Annotated in this window: 3 protein-coding genes and 1 pseudogene; all 4 read right to left on the bottom strand. The window is 76.9% G+C overall.

What is annotated here, in order from left to right; translation table 11 throughout:
* Positions 1 to 1,632: AAA family ATPase (locus tag IH13_RS0130880; protein WP_031089471.1), on the bottom strand; the 1,632-nt coding region annotated here is incomplete at its 3' end.
* A gap of 82 nt (positions 1,633 to 1,714) precedes the next feature.
* The gene (locus tag IH13_RS0130885; protein WP_031089474.1) at positions 1,715 to 1,936 is read right to left on the bottom strand and encodes an aroma-sacti cluster domain-containing protein; all 222 of its coding nucleotides are present in this window, start codon (positions 1,934 to 1,936) and stop codon (positions 1,715 to 1,717) included.
* A complete protein-coding gene (locus IH13_RS44125) occupies positions 1,933 to 2,667 on the bottom strand; it encodes an iron-containing redox enzyme family protein (RefSeq protein ID WP_199814904.1) in 735 nt (244 codons plus the stop codon). Before IH13_RS44125 ends, IH13_RS0130885 begins: the two co-directional genes overlap by 4 nt.
* Before the next feature lie 18 nt (positions 2,668 to 2,685).
* Positions 2,686 to 3,756, bottom strand: a pseudogene (locus IH13_RS44130) (radical SAM protein); the annotation flags it as partial.
* Between the last annotated feature and the right edge of the window lie 245 nt (positions 3,757 to 4,001).

Here is a 4,001-nt window from a genome sequence, read left to right on the forward strand (position 1 = left end):
CAGCCGCCGGCGGCTCAGCGTCGCGAGCACCTCCTCGACCCGTGCCAGCTCCTCGCCGGGCACGGGCACGACCGCGGAAGGGCGCCGCTCCGCCAGCCGCGCGGACATCTCCATCAGCACCAGCTCCGCCGCCGTGAACTCGCGGCCGATCACTGTGTATAAGAGACAGGCCCTGGCCAGCGCGCCGATACGGGCGCCGAGCAGGGCCTGGAGCGTCGGCGGCAGACCGGCGTCCGCGCCGACCGCCCGCCCGTCGACCAGCAGTTGCTCCAGGTACAGCGGATTGCCCTCGGCACGGGCCAGGAGCCGCTCGTCCACCGCCCCGTCCCGGCCGTCGAGCCGGGCCAGCAGGGCGGCGAGCCGCGCCGCCTCCCCGGCGGGCAGCCCGGTGACCGGGAGGCCGCCCGTACCGTGCGCCGTGCCGTCCGGGCGGCCCACACAGACCACCAGGACGCCCGGGGGCCCCGCCCCCTCCGTCAGCCGCTCCAGGGTGCGCAGCAGCAGGGGCGCCGCCGCGTGCGCGTCGTCGAGCACCAGCACGACGGGACGCACCCGGGCCGCCCGGGCCAGTACCGTCGTCAGCGCGGCGCACATGTCCTCGAACGGCGCGTTCGGGGTGCCGTCCCGGAGCAGCCCCGCGGACAGCAGCGCCGTCGCGTCGTCCTCGGCCCCCGGGGCGCCCCCCGGACCGGCGAGCGCCGGCAGGGCGCGCAGGGCGTCGGCGAGCGGGGTGAGCGTGCCCTGCTCGCCGTGGCTGCGGCACCGGCCCGCGCCGTAGGCGAGCGTCCCGGAGGCCGCGCCCCGCGCCAGCCACTCCCGTACCAGCCGGGTCTTGCCGACGCCCGCCTCGCCGGTGACCCGCAGCAGCCCGGCCCGCCCGTCGCGCACCGTCCCCGCGAGCGCCGCGTCCAGGGCGGCCCGCTCGGCCCGGCGCCCCACGAAGGGGACGTCGAAGCGGCGGAGCTGGGCCGGGTCGTCGGTGCCCAGGGCGAGCAGCCGGTAGGCCTCGACGCTGTCCTGCTTGCCCTTCAGCCGCAGCGGCCCGGTGGGCTCGGCGGAGACCGTCGGACCCGCGGCCAGCAGGGTGTCCGGCCCGATCAGGATCTCGCCGGCGGCGGCGTTCTGTTCCAGGCGCGCGGCGATGTTGACGGTCTCGCCCGACACCAGGGCCTGGCGGGCCGTCGCGTCACCGCCGGCCACCACCTGGCCGGTGTTGACACCGACCCGGGTGGCCAGCCGGATGCCGAGGGCCGCGTGCAGCTCCTCGTTGAGCTCGGCCAGCGCCTCCCGCATGCCGAGCGCCGCGGCCAGCGCCCGCCGGGCGTCGTCCTCCCGGACCACCGGCACACCGAACACCGCCATCACGGCGTCCCCGATGAACTTCTCCGGGGTGCCGCCCTGCGCCACGATCCGCTCGCTCATCGCCTCGAAGTACCGCAGCGTCACGGTGCGCAGGGTCTCCGGGTCCAGCACGCCCGACAGCGCGGTGGAGCCGACGAGGTCGCAGAAGAGCACCGTCACCGGTTTGCGTTCGTCGTCCCCGGGCGCGGCGGGCGCGGCGCACGGCGTCCCGCAGGACGAGCAGAACCGGGCGTCCGCCGGCAGGTCCTGACGGCACGAGGGGCAGGTCATCGCTTCCTTCTCTCCGAGGGGTCGGGCCCCTCCCACCCGCCCCGGCACACGGGGGGTGCGGGCGGGGCCCTGCGGACGCGGATCAGAACAGCGCGCCGCCGGCGATCTCGCCGTGCGCCTGGACCTCCGGTTCCACCGCGTCCAGCCGGCTCTTGATGTCGAGCAGCACCTCCAGCTCGTGGGGCGTCAGCCGGCTGAGCACGAGACGCTGTTCGTCGCTCAGCAGGTCCACCGGCAGGCCGGCCTCGTACAACGCGTCCGGCAGTACGGGCCGTCCGTCGCCGCTCTCGGGTGGTCGGGTCATCGTGGGACTCCCATCGGTGAGGGGTGTCCGGCTCCCCGGGACGGCGGCGCCGCCCCGGAGCGCCCGAGCCGGACGAACAGCCGGGTGAGCGCGTCGAGGGAGTGCATGGCGCTGACGGTCACGTCCGCTTCCTGGTCCCGGGTCAGCGGCAGCCGGTCCAGCAGCGCGTGGAGGTCGTCCAGATGGCCGGTATCCAGGGCCGCGTGTTCCCGTACGGTCCGCAGGGCGGCGTCCGGCAGTCCGGTCGTCCCGGCGATACGGGAGGTCAGGTCCGCGGCGGGCGCGTAGCCCTCCAGCACCGCGATGTAGCCGAGCAGCGCGACCGGGTGGTGGTGCTCGATCCAGTAGTACTGGGAGCCGGCGAGGGCCGCGACGGCCGGCGCGGGCATCGGGCCCAGCGCGTCCCCGGGTGCGCCGCCCGCGGCCGGCAGGTCCTCCAGCAGCCAGGCGTCGTGGCCCTCCTCCTCCCGGATGTGCCCGGTCAGGTACGCCGCGAGCGGGCCGGCCACCGGGTCGCCGCAGGCCTGGAGCAGCCACGCGCGTTCCCGTGCCCGCAGCATCAGCGGGACGGAGGCCCGCACCACCGCGTGCATGGCGCACAGGTACGCGCGGTACCGCGGCAGCAGGTCCTCCGGGCGCCACAGGTGCTCCGTCGCGTCCCGCAGCTCGCCGTCCAGCAGCCGCAGGGTGACCCGCAGCCGCGCCGAGGTGCTCGGCCCCGCGGCGCTCACCGGGACCCGGCCCCCGGCGGCGGAAGGCGTGCCCGCCGTGACCAGGGGGGCGTACACCGCGCAGCCGTGGCGCCGTACCACCCCCTCCGGGCCCTGGGCGGCACCCCGCCGCGCGGCGGCCAGGTCCAGCAGCGCCCCCGCCGCGCCCGCCGCGACCGCCCCGGCCTCGGCCGCCGCCCGGGCGTCTCCCCCCAGGGCCCGGCAGCCGTCGCAGAAGGAGCCGCCCGGGGACGGCACACCGGCACGGGCGGCGAGATGGGCCGGTCCGACCGTCCGGATCATGCGCAGCACCGGCGACTCCAGGGCGCGCCGGCGCACCGCCGCCCAGTCGTCGGTGGCGATGTGCCCGAGGTACAGATGGGCCGGGGCGGGCCGCCGGTCCACGGTGTCCTGGTTGCAGCAGGCCAGCACCGCCCCGTCGAAGGCGACGACCGGCCAGGCGGCCATCGCGCACGGGGAGAGCGCCCCCGGGCCCGGGGCGGTGCGGGCGGGCCCGGCCCAGGCCGCCGCCCGTCCGAACGGACGTACCTCGTTGACCAGCGACGGCACCTGGCCGCCGAACTCCTCCTCGACGGCCCGGGTGAGGTCCGCGAGGTAGGGGTCCGAGGCGCCCGTCCCGGTGAGATGGAGGCTCACCGCCACCCCCTCCCCCCGGATCCGGTGCAGGGCACGGAAGACGTCGGCCCGCGGGACCTCCCGTTCGTGGTGGACGTCGAGGCTGGCCGAGAAGTGGTCGAGGGAGGTGATCGCCCGCAGGAGCGGGGCGGGGATGCGCCGCGAGCGGGCGAAGAACATGCCGCTGAGCAGCGCGGTACGTGATCCGGCGCGGCGGGCGAGCGCACTCAGCTCCTGGACCAGCCCGGGCAGCAGCAGAGGTTCACCACCGGTCAGCATCACCACGTCGGGACGGTCCTCCCGGGTGAACGAGCCGACGAACCGCACCAGGTGGCGGCCCTCCGGCCGCTCCCGCACGGCCGGGTCCGATCCGGTCGAGCAGTGGGCGCAGCTCAGGGGGCAGCGCCGGGTGAGTCCGAGCAGCAGGCCGGCGGCGGGGAACGGCCGCCGTCCGACGAGTTCGCCGAGTTCCATGCGGGGCCGCCTCCTTCAGAGGGCCGGGGCGCGTCGGGCGCGTACCCAGGCTGGGGGGCGGCGGTTCGACGGCGGTCCACAGCCGCTTCAGGGGCGGTATGGGCGCAGGTCACAGGGGGTGGAGCCGAGCCGTCACGCGGCCGGAGACCGCCGTACAGCCCCGCCGAGCTGGCCCGATACCGGGTCCATACCGCCGCCGAAGCGTCTGCCAGGCCGGCCGCCCTAACTTTCTCGGCAACGGCGGG

This window comes from Streptomyces sp. NRRL WC-3549 (assembly GCF_000721935.1).
Lineage (GTDB): Bacteria > Actinomycetota > Actinomycetes > Streptomycetales > Streptomycetaceae > Streptomyces.